The 14,564-nt window shown below is 69.7% G+C and carries 17 protein-coding genes; 8 read left to right on the top strand and 9 right to left on the bottom strand.

What is annotated here, in order from left to right; translation table 11 throughout:
* Positions 1 to 72 precede the first annotated feature (72 nt).
* The 3 genes from PIR02_10250 (at position 73) to PIR02_10240 (ending at position 1,863) form a co-directional block, all read left to right on the top strand.
* Positions 73 to 564, top strand: coding sequence for a YajQ family cyclic di-GMP-binding protein (locus tag PIR02_10250; protein ID WZH35164.1), 492 nt, complete (start codon positions 73 to 75; stop codon positions 562 to 564).
* Positions 565 to 883: 319 nt separating this feature from the next.
* On the top strand, positions 884 to 1,192 hold the full coding sequence (locus PIR02_10245) for a hypothetical protein (protein ID WZH35163.1): 309 nt from the start codon (positions 884 to 886) through the stop codon (positions 1,190 to 1,192).
* An 86-nt stretch (positions 1,193 to 1,278) separates the two neighbouring features.
* Entirely contained in the window at positions 1,279 to 1,863 is a 585-nt protein-coding gene (locus PIR02_10240; protein ID WZH35162.1) for a hypothetical protein, read from the top strand.
* 47 nt (positions 1,864 to 1,910) lie between these two features.
* Here PIR02_10240 and PIR02_10235 read toward each other — a convergent pair whose 3' ends face one another.
* On the bottom strand, positions 1,911 to 2,126 hold the full coding sequence (locus tag PIR02_10235; GenBank protein ID WZH35161.1) for an alternative tryptophan synthase beta-subunit: 216 nt from the start codon (positions 2,124 to 2,126) through the stop codon (positions 1,911 to 1,913).
* 189 nt (positions 2,127 to 2,315) lie between these two features.
* On the opposite strand from PIR02_10235, the gene PIR02_10230 reads away from it, so the two are divergent.
* Entirely contained in the window at positions 2,316 to 2,957 is a 642-nt protein-coding gene (locus PIR02_10230; protein ID WZH35160.1) for a dihydrofolate reductase family protein, read from the top strand.
* Between the two features lies 1 nt (position 2,958).
* Here PIR02_10230 and PIR02_10225 read toward each other — a convergent pair whose 3' ends face one another.
* Positions 2,959 to 3,243: a hypothetical protein gene (locus tag PIR02_10225; GenBank protein WZH35159.1), complete on the bottom strand. Its 285-nt coding sequence runs from the start codon at positions 3,241 to 3,243 to the stop codon at positions 2,959 to 2,961.
* A gap of 49 nt (positions 3,244 to 3,292) precedes the next feature.
* Between PIR02_10225 and PIR02_10220 the strand changes: the two genes are divergently transcribed.
* The gene (locus PIR02_10220) at positions 3,293 to 3,433 is read left to right on the top strand and encodes a hypothetical protein (protein ID WZH35158.1); all 141 of its coding nucleotides are present in this window, start codon (positions 3,293 to 3,295) and stop codon (positions 3,431 to 3,433) included.
* An 8-nt stretch (positions 3,434 to 3,441) separates the two neighbouring features.
* Here the strand turns inward: PIR02_10220 and arr are convergent, their stop codons facing one another.
* From arr to PIR02_10200, 4 genes are all read right to left on the bottom strand, one after another.
* On the bottom strand, positions 3,442 to 3,849 hold the full coding sequence (gene arr / locus PIR02_10215; protein WZH35157.1) for an NAD(+)--rifampin ADP-ribosyltransferase: 408 nt from the start codon (positions 3,847 to 3,849) through the stop codon (positions 3,442 to 3,444).
* A 38-nt stretch (positions 3,850 to 3,887) separates the two neighbouring features.
* Complete coding sequence (locus tag PIR02_10210) at positions 3,888 to 4,682, bottom strand: SGNH/GDSL hydrolase family protein (protein ID WZH35156.1); 795 nt, start codon at positions 4,680 to 4,682, stop codon at positions 3,888 to 3,890.
* Positions 4,679 to 6,376, bottom strand: a complete 1,698-nt coding sequence (locus PIR02_10205; GenBank protein WZH35155.1) for an AMP-binding protein — start codon at positions 6,374 to 6,376, stop codon at positions 4,679 to 4,681. The genes PIR02_10210 and PIR02_10205 overlap by 4 nt, the downstream gene beginning before the upstream one ends.
* A gap of 65 nt (positions 6,377 to 6,441) precedes the next feature.
* On the bottom strand, positions 6,442 to 7,146 hold the full coding sequence (locus tag PIR02_10200) for a FadR/GntR family transcriptional regulator (protein ID WZH35154.1): 705 nt from the start codon (positions 7,144 to 7,146) through the stop codon (positions 6,442 to 6,444).
* Positions 7,147 to 7,299: 153 nt separating this feature from the next.
* Here PIR02_10200 and PIR02_10195 point away from each other — a divergent pair, with 153 nt between their 5' ends.
* Both PIR02_10195 and PIR02_10190 read left to right on the top strand, forming a co-directional pair.
* Complete coding sequence (locus PIR02_10195) at positions 7,300 to 8,643, top strand: dicarboxylate/amino acid:cation symporter (protein WZH35153.1); 1,344 nt, start codon at positions 7,300 to 7,302, stop codon at positions 8,641 to 8,643.
* A gap of 176 nt (positions 8,644 to 8,819) precedes the next feature.
* On the top strand, positions 8,820 to 10,274 hold the full coding sequence (locus PIR02_10190) for a protein adenylyltransferase SelO family protein (GenBank protein WZH35152.1): 1,455 nt from the start codon (positions 8,820 to 8,822) through the stop codon (positions 10,272 to 10,274).
* A gap of 5 nt (positions 10,275 to 10,279) precedes the next feature.
* Here PIR02_10190 and PIR02_10185 read toward each other — a convergent pair whose 3' ends face one another.
* Positions 10,280 to 11,239 carry an alpha/beta hydrolase gene (locus PIR02_10185; GenBank protein WZH35151.1) on the bottom strand — a complete coding sequence of 320 codons (960 nt, stop codon included), beginning with the start codon at positions 11,237 to 11,239 and terminating at the stop codon, positions 10,280 to 10,282.
* Positions 11,240 to 11,334: 95 nt separating this feature from the next.
* Between PIR02_10185 and PIR02_10180 the strand changes: the two genes are divergently transcribed.
* A complete protein-coding gene (locus PIR02_10180) occupies positions 11,335 to 11,958 on the top strand; it encodes a DUF6518 family protein (GenBank protein ID WZH35150.1) in 624 nt (207 codons plus the stop codon).
* A 92-nt stretch (positions 11,959 to 12,050) separates the two neighbouring features.
* On the opposite strand, the gene PIR02_10175 is transcribed toward PIR02_10180, so the two are convergent.
* Complete coding sequence (locus PIR02_10175) at positions 12,051 to 13,424, bottom strand: FAD-dependent oxidoreductase (GenBank protein WZH35149.1); 1,374 nt, start codon at positions 13,422 to 13,424, stop codon at positions 12,051 to 12,053.
* A 39-nt stretch (positions 13,425 to 13,463) separates the two neighbouring features.
* Positions 13,464 to 14,525, bottom strand: a complete 1,062-nt coding sequence (locus PIR02_10170; protein WZH35148.1) for a polyprenyl synthetase family protein — start codon at positions 14,523 to 14,525, stop codon at positions 13,464 to 13,466.
* Positions 14,526 to 14,564 lie beyond the last annotated feature (39 nt).

Genomic DNA, 14,564 nt, shown 5'->3' with positions numbered 1-14,564 from the left:
ATCGCCTCGGGCCAGGATCGGCCGCTGTTGAGCGGGCCGAGCCGCGAATTTCCGCGGTTGTAGACTGTTTCCATGGCCAGCGACAGCTCATTCGACATCGTCTCAAAGATCGACAGGCAGGAAGCCGACAACGCCCTCAATCAGGCGCACAAAGAGGTCGAGCAGCGCTACGACTTCAAGGGCACCGACGCCTCGATCGCGTGGAGCGGCGAGTCGATCGTCATCAAGGCGAACTCCGAGGAGCGCGCCAACGCGGTGCTCGACGTCTTCCAGACCAAGCTCATCAAGCGCGGTATCTCCCTGAAGAGCCTCGACAGCGGCGAGCCCGTTCAGAGCGGCAAGGAGTACCGCATCACCTCCACGCTGAAGGAGGGCATCTCGCAGGACGACGCGAAGAAGATCGGCAAGATCATCCGCGACGAGGGGCCCAAGGGCGTCAAGTCGCAGATCCAGGGCGACGAGCTGCGCGTGCAGTCGAAGTCGCGCGACGACCTGCAAGAGGTGCAGCGGCTGCTGAAGGCCGCCGACCTCGACGTGGATCTGCAGTTCACCAACTACCGGTAGGAGACCCCGCGGCCCCGGGCTTTCCTTCTCACCACGGGGGACAACATCCTGGGGCTCACCGGCGAAGAACGTCATCGGAACGAGATGGTGCTCTCACCGACGACCTGGCGACCGTGGCGCTGACCGGCGGCTCCTCACCGGCGGCTCTGTGAACGGCGGCTCTGTGAACGGCCACTCTGTGAACGGCCACTCTGTGAGCGATGCCGAGGTTTCGTGCATCATCAACGTCGTTCCACGCTGACCCCCGCAGTGTGCATCGCGCTCGCTTCTCACGCAACCCCGGCCCCGATGGCATGGCACCCGCCCTAGCGTGCCGGGCATGGGGAGCAGTATCGAGCGGATCAGGTTGGTCGTAGACGGAGCGAGCTTCGCGCTCGGCCCACTCGAGGGTCTGGACGATCTGCGCGAGCAGGTCCTCCGGGCCGCACGAGCGGCGGGGGGCTTCCTCAATGTCACCGTCGACGACGGTCAACGACTCAGCTTCTTCGTGACATCCACGACATCGATCGTGATCTCCGTCTCGACGGTCCCCCTCGATGCGCACACCGCCGATGTGAACTCGCACCACTGGGAGCTCGGGGCGATTCCGGACTACAACGAGGGCGACATTCCTTTCGACATCATCTAGGCCCTGAGTCGCGTGCTCCGAGGCAGCCACGGGCGTGACGACGGACACGCGGACATCGTGCATACTCATCCTGACGGGGTGGCGATGTGTCTGAGACACCAGAGGGGTGGAGCAGTCGCCGAGTGGGGCAGGTCTCCTCGAATGCGGAAGAGTCCATGGGCCACCTCACACGAACTGACACGCCCGCGCGGGGCCACCTCGATCGTCGGGCCCTCGTCACGGGGATCGCGTGGGCGGCACCCGCTGTGGCGATCGCCGTCGCCGCTCCCGTCGCCGCCGCTTCGACGACCGACATCGGCGCCTATCGACTCGCCGGGTCTTGCGGCGCCCCCGGCATCCTGGGTCCGGGCTTCACTCTCACCGCAGGTCCCGGCGCACCCGTTCCGGTAGGCACCACCCTGCTCGTATCCGGCACCGGGGTCAGCAGTATCGGCGTCTTCTCCATCACCGGGGGAACGGCGACGCAAAACCGGCTCAGCGCGACGACAACCCAGTTCACTCTCACGAGCGAACTCCCCGCGGGCGCGACGATGGCGTTCCGGACGAATCTGGCCGCGAACCAGAGATGGACCCTCGCGGGAAACGTGACGTTGCCGACCGGCTACACCGGCACCGGGTCGAAGAACTCGGCCACGGTCGCCTCAGACTTCGCCGGCTGCACCACGAGTTGACCGTCTCCACGACGGCGACCCGCCAGACGGGTGCCCGGCGTCTTCCCTCACGCCACTGACGGATCGCCCGCCCGACCGGTCCGGGCGAGGTAGTGACTGAGTGACAGCTCCCGGGTATCGCCCCACCCACGACGGGCGCGGACGAGCGTGTAGCCCGCGGCGCGCAGGGTTTCCGCGTGATCGGGCGTGAGAGCCTGTTTCTCGACCTTCTCCCACCCGCCGGGCATCCGGTAGGCGTGTGTGACGGTGCGCAGTCGATTCATGCGTGCTCCTGAGCGGCGAGGTCGAGCGGTGATCGCTGCATCCTCGAAGCGGTGGGCGGCCACGATGTCATGGTCGAGTTTTCCCACGGTACGTGGGCGCACGCCGTGTGTCTGTCCCCTTTTCGGCGGCCTGTGGGGGCAGCGTACGATTCACGCAGCACCGTTGACCCATTCCGCAAAGGGGAGGCCATGGCCGTCCGTGTCGATCTGAACATCTCGCTCGACGGGGTCGCCTCGCCCGCCGATCCGACGCCCGAGAACCCCATGGGCGAGGACTGGGGCCGGCTCGTCGAGGACTACATGGCGACGCGGACCTTCCGGGAGCGTGTCTTCGGCGACACGTCGGGGGCCGGAACGACCGGTGTCGACGACCGCTATGCCGCGGAGTACTTCGAGGGCATCGGCGCTGAAGTCATGGGCGCGGCGATGTTCGGCCTGCACTCCTTCCCCGACGACCCCGAGTGGCGCGGATGGTGGGGCGACGAGCCGCCGTTCCGTGTCCCCGTGCTCGTGCTGACCCACCGCGAGCGCGCCCCGCTCACCTTCGACAACGGCACGAGCTTCACCTTCGTCTCCTCGGGAATCGCGGATGCCGTGGCCCGGGCGCGCGAGCTCGCCGGTGAGGGCGACGTGCGCGTGGGCGGAGGCCTGTCGACGGTCCGGTCCGCGCTGGAAGCCGACCTCGTCGACCGCGTGCACGTCGCCGTGCGCCCCGTCGTCCTCGGTCAGGGCGAGCGGCTGTGGGACGGCCTACGCGGCCTCGACCAGCGCTACACCGTGACGTCGGAGGTCGCCGAGAGCGGCGTCATCCACGTCACCTTCGCGCGCTGAGTCACGACGTCAGAAGCCGCGTCACGCGGACGATCAGCAGCCCGACCGACGTCACGAACATGAACGTCGCGACGATCGTACCGACGAGGACGACCCAACGCAGGCCCCCGGGGCGAAGCACCCCGCGGATCCCGAAGAGCACGGCCGCCGCAGCACACACGATCATGATCAGATAGTCGATCACTCCACCGACGAGCGAGAAGAACGCGACGACCGACAGAAGCGCGAGGAGCAGCGCCACGATCTGCAGCGTTCGATCGTCGGCGGGACGAGGGGCGCCGGTCATTCCCTGAGCCTATCGACCGCTCCCTCGCCACCACGCGTAGCGTGGACACATGCGTCAGCGCACTCCCGACCCCCGTCGGTGCCCCACCTGCGGCGACCCGCTGTCGTTCGAGATCCTCGACGACGAGCGGTTCCTGGTGGCGTGGTCGTGCGTGAACTGCGGGCTCATCCGCACGACCGAGCCCGTGTGAATCTGCCGTCAGTTGATGATCTCGGCGTTCTCGTCGCGCATCTCGGTCAGACGCCGCTTCCATGCTGCCAGGGCCTCGGGCGTCAGGCGGGTCCAGTCGTCGCGCTCGGCGACGATCCGCAGGGGCGCCGCACTGCGGAACGACCGCGTGGGGTTGCCCGGGAACTTCTTGTCGGTCACGTTGGGGTCGTTCTCGAACGCCCCGGTCGGTTCGACCTCGTAGACGCGTGGGGGGCCGTCGCCCGAGATGATCTCCGCAGCGAGGCCCGCTCCGTCCAGGAGCGCGGTGAAGTAGATGTGATTCATGACGACCTCGGGCCGATAGTTCGATCGGAAACCCGGGGTGAGGAGGTCGCCGACTCGCAGGGTGGCTCTCGTTCCGTGGAAGAAAGGACCGGCATCCAGGATTTCGCTCACCCGGAAATTGTCGACACCCACACCGGATGCCGCAAGCCTCAGGGCGCGAGCACCGCCCGCACCGCGTCGGCGATCGCCCGGTGCCCGGCGTCGTTCGGGTGGAAGTCGTCGCCCGCGCCCACGAACGTGTCGCGGCCGTCGGGTCCGCGCAGCTCGGGCGTCGCGAAAAGGCCTGCGAGGGAGACGTAGCGGCCCCCGCTCGCGGCGCACACACGGGCGATGACCTCGTCGTAGGCGGCGCCGTCGGCGGTCCAGGTGCCGGTACATATGAGAGCGGCGTCCGGCGACGACGCACGGATGCGGGCGACGAGATCGGCGTACTGCGCGTCGAAGTCCGCCAACGGGGTCGGGATGCCGACGTCGTTCGTCCCGAGTTCGATGACCGCGAGGTCGAGGTCGGGCGGGACGTCGGTGACACCCGCGACGGTGGTCAGCGTCTGGTGCGCGCGCGAGACCGCCGTGAGCTCCACCGGGCCGAGGGCATTCGCGAGGAGAGCAGAGAAACCCCGGTCTTCCGAGGTGGCGAAGAAGCCCGCCGCGAGGGAATCACCGGTGATGAGCGCGCGCGCCGACCCGTTCGCGTCGCGGGGGACGGCGAGGAGCGTCGGTGTCGGGATCGGGGTGGCGGTGGGCGTGGGCGCCCCGGTGGGCGTCGGTGCCTCGGTGGGCGTCGGCGTCGGGAGGGGCGTCGAGGTCGGACGCGGCGAGATCACGGTCGGGGCGGGTGTGGCATCCGCCGTCGTCACCGCTCCGCGTCCCAGCGCCAGAGCCGCGACGATCACGACGACCAGACCGACGAGGGTCCCCGCGACAGCCCAGGCGCGTCGCGTCATCCCCGCAGAGCGTCGTCGCGCCACTCGACCGGCGAGACCTCGCCGCGCACCGCGGCCTCTTCGCGCTGGCGGAGTTCGACGCGGCGGATCTTGCCCGAGATCGTCTTCGGCAGGTCGAGGAACTCGACGCGGCGCAGCCGCTGGAACGGCGCGAGCTTCTCACGCGCGTACCGGAGGATGTCGATCGCGACCTCTTCGCCCGGTTCGTATCCGGACGCCAGCACGATATAGGCCTTGGGGACCGACAATCGCAGGTCATCGGGGGCGGGCACCACGGCCGCCTCCACGACCGCGGGATGCTCGATGAGGACGCTCTCGAGCTCGAACGGGCTGATCTTGTAGTCGGACGACTTGAAGACGTCGTCGGTGCGCCCGATGTACGTGATCGTGCCGAGGTCGTCGCGGCGCGCGACGTCGCCGGTGTGGAAGAGGCCGTTGGCGGTCGACTCGGCGTTGCGCTCGTCATCGCCCACGTACCCTGTCATGAGGTTCAGCGGCCGGACGGACAGGTCGAGGCAGATCTCCCCCTCGTCGGCCGGGGAACCGGTCAGGGGGTCGATCAGCACGACAGGACAGCCGGGCAGCGGTCGCCCCATCGATCCCGGCACGAGCTGGGCTCCGGGGGTGTTGGCGACGACCGCGGTCATCTCGGTCTGGCCGTAGCCGTCACGGATGTCGAGACCCCAGGCGCGCTGCACGGTCGCGATGACCTCGGGGTTGAGGGGCTCTCCCGCCGAGACCACTTCGCGCAACGCCCCGCGGCGGCCGGTGAGGTCGGCCTGGATGAGCATCCGCCATACCGTGGGCGGTGCGCAGAACGTCGTCACCCGATCGCGCTCGAGTTCATCGAGCAGCCGCTCGGCCGAGAACCGCGAGTAGTTCAGCGCCAGCACGGTCGCCCCGACGATCCACGGCGCGAAGAACAGGCTCCACGCGTGCTTCGCCCACCCCGGTGAGCTGATCGCGAGGTGGACGTCCCCGGGCTGAAGGCCCAGCCAGTACATCGTCGAGAGATGCCCCACCGGGTAGGACGCATGCGTGTGCTCGACGAGCTTCGGCTTCGACGTCGTCCCCGAGGTGAAGTACAGCAGCAACCGGTCGTCGGCGACGGTCCCGGGGTGCCGGGCCGGCTCGGCATCCACGGCGAAGGCGTCTTCATACGTCGCCCATCCCGCGTGCTCTCCACCGACCACGATGCGGCCGAGATCCTCGGGCAGGTCGTCGAACTTGCCGGCATCCGATGCTCCGACGATGACGTGACGGATCTCGGCCCGGGCGATCCGGTCCGCCAGGTCGCCCGCGCCGAGCGCGGTGGTCGTCGGAGCGATGACCCCGCCGAGCTTCATGATCCCGAGCATCGCCTCCCACAGCTCGACCTGGTTGCCGAGCATGAGCAGCACGGCGTCTCCGCGTCGGACGTTCCGGGATGCCAGCCACGCCGCCACGCGGTCGGAACGGCGCGCGAGCTCGTCGAACGTGCGCTCGTGATGAGTGCCGTCGTCGTCGACCACGATCAGCGCGGGCGCGTCGTTGCCGCGCGCCATCGGGTCGAACCAGTCGATCGCCCAGTTGAACGACCCTTCGAAGCGCGGCCAGGAGAATGCCGCTGCGCGGTCCGGATCGGTGCGCGCGGCGAGAAGCTCGTCGCGGGCAGCGCGATAGCGCTCGGTGACGGACGCGTCGGTGGGGATCATGGGACTCCTTCGATCGCGTTCTACGCTAGCCCTCCCGCCTCGCCGGCGAGGCCCGCGATGACGGCTCAGGAGCGAGCGCGCGCGATCAGCTCGGCGATCTCATCGAGGTGCACCCGCATGGCCGCCTCGGCCGCATCGGGGTCGCCCGCGCGCAACGCTCGCAACAGTCGCGCGTGTCCGTCGTGCGAGAGCCGACGCCCCTCCTCGTCGAGGTGCGACGAGACGCGCGCCTCGACGGTCCACGACACGGTCAGCTCACTGAGCGAGGTCAACAAGACGTTGCGGGTCGCTGCGGCGACCGCGACGTGGAAGGCGATGTCGAGCCGCACGGACTGCTCCACGTCGGTCACGTGGTCGGACTCCGCGAGGAGAGCGGCGAGCGCGTCGATCTCCGTGCCGTCGATGCGCGAGGCCGCCAGTCGGGCGATCTGCGGCTCGACGACCGTACGGAACTCCGCGGATGCCGCGATGGTGCCGTCATGATCGCTGTCGAGCGAGGCGAGGACCGCGGCCACCGGGATGCGCGCGCTGACACGGGTGCCGCTGCCCTGGCGCCGCTCGATCAGGCCCGCCGACTCGAGACGGAGGAGGGCCTCACGCACCGCCGACCGAGACACCGACAGCTGCGCCGCGAGGTCGCGCTCGGTGGCGAGGCGCTCACCGGGCTTGAGCGCTCCGGCGACGATGAGCGCGCGCAGACGCGCCACGATCTCGTCGCGCAACGACCCGCCGCCGCGGATGAGTGGTGCCAGGGCCTGCTGATCGGTCATCGGTTCTCCCCTCACATCATTTCAGGTGGGCGCTGCCCGGTATCGCAGATTGGTCAGACCGTAACCGGCGGGAAACAGGCGGAACGGCCCGATGTAACGCGACGAGCTGAGGATTGGACGGACCGAGAGCGCCGACCGAGACGAGGACCGATCATGACCGAGAGCAGAACGACCAGGACCGACGGGTCGACCGGGACGATCTGGCGGGTGCTGCGGCATCCCGCCACCCTCATCGCCCTCGCAGCGGTCCTGGGGATCGTCTTCGGAATCGTCACCGGCGAGTGGGCCGCGAACCTGAAGTTCATCGGTGACCTCTTCATCCGCCTGATCCAGATGGCGATCGTGCCTCTGGTCATGGCCTCGGTGATCGTCGCCACCGGGTCGATGACGGGGTCCGGGATGGGACGCCTGGCCGGACGCACGTTCGCGTGGATGATCGGCTTCTCCCTCGTCGCCGCTGTCGTCGGGTGGGGCCTCGCCGCCCTGATCCAGCCCGGCGCCGGCATCGACTACTCGGGGGCGGTCGATCCGGCGCTGCAGGAGTCGGCGAAGCCCGCCACCTGGCAGGAGACCATTCTCGGATTCGTCTCGACGAACATCTTCAACGCGATGTCCACCGCCAGCATGCTGCCGATCATCGTGTTCTCCCTCCTGTTCGGTCTCGCCCTCAACGGCTACGTGCGCGCGACCGGCAACACCCTCGTCGTCACCCTCCTCGATCAGCTCCAGCAGGTGATCCTCGGAATGATCCGTCTGGTCATGCGCATCGCCCCGATCGGGGTGTTCTGCCTGCTTGCCGCCCTCGCCGGAGACGTGGGCTTCGCCGTCGTCACGACCGCCCTGTCGTATCTCGGGTCCACGCTCATCGGCGTCCTCGTGGTCACGGTCGTCTTCGTCATCGTGGTGGCGCTGCGGACCCGCCTGAATCCCGCGGCGCTTCCGGCCAAGCTCGCCGAGCAGACGGTCATCGCCGTCACCACCACGAGCTCCGCGGTGACATTTCCCACGGTGCTGAGGAACGCGGTGGAAAAGGTCGGCATCAGTCAGCGCGTGGCCAACTTCACCCTGTCGGTCGGCCTCACCATGGGGTCGTACGGTGCGGTGCTGAACTACACGATCGCGATCCTCTTCCTCGCCCAGGCCGCCCGCGTCGAGCTCTCCCCCGCGCAGGTCATCCTCGGTATGGGGCTGGCGATCATGCTGAACATGGGCACGATCACGGTCCCCGGCGGTTTCGCCGTCGCCGCCACGTTCCTGGCGACCTCGCTCGGGCTCCCTCTCGAGGCGGTAGGGCTGCTGATCGCGGTGGACTGGTTCACCGGCATCTTCCGTACGTTCCTGAACGTCAACGGCGACACGATGGTCGCGCTCCTCGTCGCGAACGCGACGGATGAGATCGATCGCGACGTCTACGCCGGGCGCAAAGACGTCACCGCCGACGAGGTCGACGAGGCCGACCTGTCGGAGAAGTTCGCAGCCGCCGACCGCGCCGACTGATGGGGCGGGTGACCGTGGGTCCGGCGACCAGCCCCGACCCGTGCGTCATCCGATGCTCCCATCGTCACGGAACGACGGACGCCGCCGCACAGCGTCACACGCCGGTGCCGCGAGAGACGTTCGACCAGACTTCCCCCATGGTCTCTGCGTCGGTCGAGCGAATGAACAGCCCGAGGGTGCCAGATCTCTCGCGCGTCTGGGCCTCGACCTTCCCCGAACTCTCCCGCCCCGTCTCGCCCCGGCGAGCGCCGGCGCCCCGACTGCTGGCGCTGAACGACGATCTTGCGCGCGACCTCGACATCGACCCCGAGCTCCTCCGGACCGACGGCGGCCTCCGCTTCCTCACGGGAGAGGCACACACGTCGGACTCCGCTCCGGTCGCTCAGGTGTACGCCGGGCACCAGTGGGGTGTGTACAAACCCCTCCTCGGCGACGGACGCGCCGCTCTGCTCGGGGAGCGGCGCCGCCGATCGGGCGAGCTCGTCGATATCCACGCGAAGGGGATCGGCCCCACCTCGATGTCACGCGTCGACGGGTTCGCCACCGTCGGGCCCATGCTGCGCGAGTTCGTCATCGGGGAGGCGATGCACGCCCTCGGCCTGCCGTCGACCCGTGCCCTGGCGGTCGTGGGGACCGGGGCTCCGCGGCGGCTCGACGGTGAGGTCTTGCCGGGAGCCGTCGTCACCCGGGTCGCTACGAGCCACATCCGCTACGGGTCGTTCTCGTACGCCGCCGCCCTCGACGATCGGGCGCTCCTCCGTCGTCTCGCGGACCACGCGATCCGCCGCCACTATCCCGAGGCGGCCGCGGAGTCCGCTCCCGTTCACTCGCTGTTGCGCGGCGTGGTCGCCGCTGCGGCGAAGCAGACGGCCGGCTGGACGGGCGTCGGCTTCGTGCAGGGCGTGCTCAGCACCGACAACGTCCTCGTCAGCGGCGAGACGATCGACTACGGGCCGTGCGCGTTCCTCGACGCCTACGATCCGCGCGCCGTGTTCAGCTCGATCGATCGACACGGACGATATGCCTTCGGTCGGCAGCCCGCGATCATGCGATGGAACCTCGAGCGCCTCGGCGAAGCCGTCGCCCCGCTGCTCGCCGACGACCTCGATGAGGGGCGCGCCATCGCTGAGGAGATCGTCTCGACCTTCGGCGTTCTCTTCCTCGACGCGGAGACAGCCGTCTTCCGCGGCAAGCTCGGCCTGGGGCCGTCCGTTGCGGGCGAGACCGTCCGCCGTCTGACCGACGAGGCGCTCGCGCTGCTGGCCGGCCACGGTGTCGACTACACCCGCTTCTGGCGTGACCTCGCGGCTGCGGCCCGCGGCGACGCGGCGACGGTGCGTCGGGCGTTCGACGACGCCGCCCAGCCGGCGCTGAACGCGTGGCTCTCCGACTGGGCGGGCCTGCACCCGGATGCCGCGCTCATGTCGACCGTCAATCCGGCGCACATCCCGCGCAACCATGTCGTCGCGGAGGTCCTGGCGGCCGCTGTCGACGGAGACCTCGATCCCGTGCACGACCTCGTCGAGCTGGTGCGCTCGCCGTTCGCGGAGAGCGACTCGCTCCTGGGCAGCCGCCTCGCCGCGCCGGCGCCGGCCGCTGCCGCACCGTCCGTGACCTTCTGCGGGACCTGAGATCGTCAGAGCCGACGCACTCCCACCTCGAGCGCGTCATACGCGGCTGCGCGAGCAGCCGGCGCCGAGAGGAACACGTCGTGCAGCGCGCCCTCGATCCGCGCGATGGTGACGAGTCGAGCGATGCGGGTCGCCGCGCGCGCGATGTCGTCGACGACGAGAACCGAGTCGGTTGCGAGCATGGCGTCGCTCCAGCTCAGCGACACCGTCGATCGGGCCGACAGCAGCACCAGGGTCGGGCAGCCGACCTCGAGCCCGGATGCCACCCGGGCGTGGCCCGCGATGACGGCCGCGAGCCAGCCCGGGTGGGTCGGGAAGCCCTGCGCCGGACGCCAGCCGTCGGGACTGTCGGGGAGGGTGCCGAGCTCGCGCTGCGCGCGCGTGTAGAACCCCAGGTCCACGACCGGGTGCGTCCCGAGAGGATCGAAACGGGCGCGGACGTTCACCAGTGGCGCGAGGGCTTGCCGGCCCAGCGGTCCCAGCTGCAATTCGAGCCACGGGCTGTTCAGCACGAGCGCATCGGCCACACCGGGGTGCCGAGCCGCCCACAACGTCAGTGTCAGCCCGCCCGTGCTGTGTCCCAGCAGCAGGAGGCGACGCCCCTCGCGAGCGGTGGCCATGGCATCCAGAGCCGCCGCGATGTCGGCGTCGTACACGTCGAGCGAGGCGACGTAGCCCGGCGCGACGGGCGAACGCAGACTCCGCCCGTACCGACGCAGATCGAGGGCGTAGAAGCGGGCACCGCGATCGGTGAAGAAGCGCGCGAGATCGGTCTGGAAGAAATAGTCCGACCACCCGTGCACATAGAGCACGTCGCTGTCGCGCAGGTCGCCGAACAGTCGGGCCCCCGCGTGCGGCCTCGCGCGCACGAGGGTCGCGACCACCTCCCCGTCGACGTCGTCGTCGAGCGGGAGGGTCTGCTGCTCGAATCCTTCACCGAGGACGTCCGGATGCCACTCCCCCATCGCCCCAGCCTACGGCGGCGATATCCCTCGCAAGGATGACGGCCCACCCTCCCGCGGCTGACGCGCGCGCGAGCGCCCCTGCCTAGCGTGGGGTCGTGCATCCTCGACACTGGCTGGTTCCCGCCCTCACCGTCGCCGTCTCCTCCCTCGTGCTGGGTGGCCTGACGAGCTTCGGCCAGACGGTTCTGCCCGACGCGCTCGTGTCGTTCGCGAACTCGGCGGGAGGGTGGACGATCCTCGCGTTCGGTCTCGTGTGGCTCACGCGGGCCCGGCCTCCGCTGGCGGCGGTGCTCGGGATCGTGGCCTTCGTGCTGCTCACGGAGGGGTATCGGCTCGTCTCGGGCTGGCGCGGCTTCTACTACGCGGAGCCCTTCCAAGACACGTTCACGATCATCGGTCTCTTCGCGGGGCCGGTGATCGGCTTGTCGGCCTCCTTCGTGCGGTGGGCGCCGGGTTCATGGAAGCCGTTCGCCGTCGCTCCCGTCGCGGCGGTGCTCATCGGCGAGGGCGTCTACGGCCTGACGGTCGTGGCCGCGACGACGAGCCCGGTGTACTGGATCGTGCAGTTCCTGCTCGGTGCCGCCCTGCTCACCGCCGGCGTCATCGCGGCGCGCCCCCGCATCACGCCCGGTGTGCTCGGCGGGCTGATCACGCTCGGCGGTGCCGCCGCGTTCGTCGGCTTCTACAGCTGGCTGGGCCAGCTCGGCTCGTCGGTATGAGTCCGCCAGCCACGAGGTTACGGTGCGCCGCAGACGACGTGAGCCGCCCGCGTCCCTTCGGACGGGGCGGCTCACGGCGCGCATGACCGGCGTTACTCGCCGCGCGAGATGGCGATCATCTCATCGCGCGGCACGACCTTGATGCGGGCGCGCTCGTGCGGCGCACCGAGAGCGACCTCGTGCTCGTCGAGTCGGTGCCAGCCGTCGAGGTCGGTCCACCGGACGCCGCGCGCGGCGAGCAGGGCCGGAATGGCCTCTTCCTCGGGATGCGCGGGGCGCCACCACTCGCCCTGGTCGTTGATGACGTGGCGCACGGTCTCCATGGCATCCGACTTGGTGTGCCCGATGAGGCCCACGGGGCCGCGCTTGATCCAGCCCGTGGCGTAGACACCCGGGAGGCGCTCGTTCGAGTCGGCCGAGAGCACCTGGCCCTCGTGGTTGGGGATCACGCCGTGGCGCTCGTCGAAGGGAACGTCCTTCAGCGGCGAGCCGAAGTAGCCGACGGCGCGGTAGATCGCCTGGATCGGCACCTCGCGGATCTCGCCCGTTCCGACGACGCCGCCCTCGGCGTCGGGCTTCGTCCGCTCGTACCGGAAAGCGGCCACCCGACCCTCGTCGTCCGTCACGACCTCGAGGGGCTTGGCCCAGAAGTGCAGGTGCAGGCGACGGGATGCCTCTCCCCCGGCGTTGTTCACGCCCGGGCGGGTACGCCACTCCTGCAGGACGCGGTCGATGACCTTGACCTGCTTGTTGGTCTGGATGGCCGCGAGCGAGGCCTCGTCGTAGTCGAAGTCCTCGTCGTACACGACCATGTCGACGTCGCGCAGTTCGCCGAGCTCGCGCAGCTCGAGCGGGGTGAACTTGACCTGCGCGGGGCCGCGGCGCCCGAAGACGTGCACGTCGGTGACCGGCGAAGCCTTGAGCCCCTGGTAGACGTTGTCGGGGACCTCGGTGGGCAGCAGGTCGTCGGCGTGCTTGGCGAGCATGCGCGTGATGTCGAGGGCGACGTTTCCGTTGCCGATGACGGCGAGCGACTCGGCCTCGAGCGGCCACTCACGCGGCACGTCGGGGTGCCCGTCGAACCAGCTGACGAAGTCGGCCGCGCCGTACGACCCCTTCGCGTCGATGCCGGGGATGTCGAGGTCGGCGTCACGAATCGCGCCCGTCGAGAAGATGACCGCGTTGTAGTGCTGCTTGAGGTCGTCGAGGGTGATGTCCTCGCCGAAGCGCACGTTGCCGAAGATGCGGATGTCGCCGCGGTCGAGCACCTCGCGCAGCGCCGTGATGACGCCCTTGATGCGCGGGTGGTCGGGGGCGACGCCGTATCGCACGAGACCGTACGGCGCCGGGAGCTGCTCGAACAGGTCGATCGAGACGTCGAACTGACGCTCGGCTTTCAGCAGGATGTCGGCGGCGTAGATGCCGGCGGGGCCGGCTCCGACGATGGCGAGGCGCAGCTTCGTCATGGGTGTCCTCTCGATCGTGATCGGGGGGGTGGGAAAGGGTCAGGCCGAGCGGTCGGCGACCGCGCGGGCGAAGCGCGTCAGCGCCTCGCGCACGGCCCCGTCCGGCAGCGGTGCGAGAGCGTCGATCGCCTCTTGCGACCACTGGTGCGCGAGGGCCAACGTCTCGTGCGTGGTCTCGTGGTCGCGCAACTCCGCCAGCGCGCCGTCGAGGATCGACGGGTCGGCGCCGGCGGCGATGCGCTGCTGGCCCTCGTCGATACGCGCACGCAGGTCGGCGGACGCCGGATCGGAACGGTGTCCGAGGAGCAGGTAGGGCATCGTCGGCACGCCCGCACGCAGGTCGGTGCCGGGGACCTTCCCGGTCTCGGAGGCGTCGGGCGACAGATCGATCACGTCGTCGAGCAGTTGGAAGGCGACGCCGGCCTTCTCGCCGAACACGACCATGGGCTGTTCGAACTCCTCGGGCGCGCCCGAGTAGATGACGCCCGACTGTGCCGCGGCCGCGATGAGCGACCCCGTCTTGTCGGCGAGCACCCGGAGGTAGAAGTCGACCGGCTCGTCGCCCTCCTGCGGCCCCACTGTCTCGTGCATCTGCCCGAGCACGAGACGCTCGAAGGTGTCGGCCTGCAGCTGGATCGCGCGCTCGCCGCGACGGGCCATGAGCTGGCTCGCACGGGCGAAGAGGAGGTCGCCGGTGAGGATGGCGATGTTGTTGCCCCACACCGTCTGCGCGCTGGGAACGCCGCGGCGCTTGTCGGCACCGTCCATGACGTCGTCGTGGTAGAGCGACCCGAGGTGCGTCAGCTCGAGCGCCGTGGCGACCTCGACGACCTCTTTCGTCGTGCCCTGGCCGAGCTGCGCGGTGAGGATCGCCAGCATGGGCCGCACACGTTTGCCGCCGGCCTCGTAGAGGTACCGGGCGGCGACATCGGCGAGCCGATCGGCGCTGCGCACCTCTTCTTCGAGGGTGCCCTCGACACGGGCCAGGCCGGCCTCGACGGTGGAGAGAAGGGTGCGCGAGCGGAGTCCCGCGAAGATGCGGTCACTCAGGCCCAGCTTGCCCGACAGGCGGGTGCTGGCCGCGGGCGGTCTCGGGGTCACGGTTTCAGCCTATCCTGGCCCGCTCGCGCCGTCCCCCGG

It is taken from the genome of Microbacterium enclense, assembly GCA_038182865.1.
GTDB classification, from domain to species: domain Bacteria; phylum Actinomycetota; class Actinomycetes; order Actinomycetales; family Microbacteriaceae; genus Microbacterium; species Microbacterium enclense_B.
The sequence above is the reverse complement of the archived record's forward strand: the minus strand, read 5'-3'. Positions and strand labels throughout refer to the sequence as shown.

Excerpts from the sequence above, each read along its gene's own strand:
- PIR02_10210 (WZH35156.1), bottom strand. The coding sequence starts at position 4,682 with ATGACGCGACGCGCCTGGGCTGTCGCGGGGACCCTCGTCGGTCTGGTC.
- PIR02_10225 (WZH35159.1), bottom strand. The coding sequence starts at position 3,243 with ATGACCGGCGCCCCTCGTCCCGCCGACGATCGAACGCTGCAGATCGTG.
- PIR02_10195 (WZH35153.1), top strand. The coding sequence starts at position 7,300 with ATGACCGAGAGCAGAACGACCAGGACCGACGGGTCGACCGGGACGATC.
- PIR02_10230 (WZH35160.1), top strand. The coding sequence starts at position 2,316 with ATGGCCGTCCGTGTCGATCTGAACATCTCGCTCGACGGGGTCGCCTCG.
- PIR02_10235 (WZH35161.1), bottom strand. The coding sequence starts at position 2,126 with ATGAATCGACTGCGCACCGTCACACACGCCTACCGGATGCCCGGCGGG.
- PIR02_10250 (WZH35164.1), top strand. The coding sequence starts at position 73 with ATGGCCAGCGACAGCTCATTCGACATCGTCTCAAAGATCGACAGGCAG.
- PIR02_10245 (WZH35163.1), top strand. The coding sequence starts at position 884 with ATGGGGAGCAGTATCGAGCGGATCAGGTTGGTCGTAGACGGAGCGAGC.
- PIR02_10205 (WZH35155.1), bottom strand. The coding sequence starts at position 6,376 with ATGATCCCCACCGACGCGTCCGTCACCGAGCGCTATCGCGCTGCCCGC.
- PIR02_10175 (WZH35149.1), bottom strand. The coding sequence starts at position 13,424 with ATGACGAAGCTGCGCCTCGCCATCGTCGGAGCCGGCCCCGCCGGCATC.
- PIR02_10220 (WZH35158.1), top strand. The coding sequence starts at position 3,293 with ATGCGTCAGCGCACTCCCGACCCCCGTCGGTGCCCCACCTGCGGCGAC.
- PIR02_10200 (WZH35154.1), bottom strand. The coding sequence starts at position 7,146 with ATGACCGATCAGCAGGCCCTGGCACCACTCATCCGCGGCGGCGGGTCG.
- PIR02_10185 (WZH35151.1), bottom strand. The coding sequence starts at position 11,239 with ATGGGGGAGTGGCATCCGGACGTCCTCGGTGAAGGATTCGAGCAGCAG.